Origin of the sequence: Bacillus cereus group sp. N11 (assembly GCF_016483605.1) — a bacterium.
In the GTDB taxonomy this organism is placed as follows: Bacteria; Bacillota; Bacilli; order Bacillales; family Bacillaceae_G; genus Bacillus_A; species Bacillus_A toyonensis.
Map to the genome: position 1 here is coordinate 1 of NZ_JAEHBN010000063.1, position 338 is coordinate 338.

Genomic DNA, 338 nt, shown 5'->3' on the forward strand with positions numbered 1-338 from the left:
TTTCCTTCGGCATCATATGCAGCTAAATCTGTAAACGCATATTTCCATTCACCTGCTACGCTCACTTCTTTTGTTGCAATTACTTTGCCATTTTGTAGTAAGTCTACTTTGATTATTTCCGGACGATCTTTCGCGTTATCGTCTTTCCATGTCTTCGTTCCTTCTAGCTTTGTTTGGCCTACTTTTGTATTTGTGATGTCATAACCATTTACTTTTGGTTCATATCCAGCTATTGGCTGTTCTTTCACTTCATACTTGTAAGCTACTCCATTCGCATCGTATGCTTGTAGCTTTTCAAACGTATACTTCCATTCTGTTGCCGCTGTTACTTCTTTTGT

At 38.5% G+C, this 338-nt stretch carries 1 protein-coding gene; it reads right to left on the reverse strand.

From position 1 onward, the window contains the following. A partial coding sequence (locus JDS98_RS29665; protein ID WP_199634639.1) for a Cna B-type domain-containing protein occupies window positions 1-338 on the reverse strand: 338 nt, incomplete at both ends.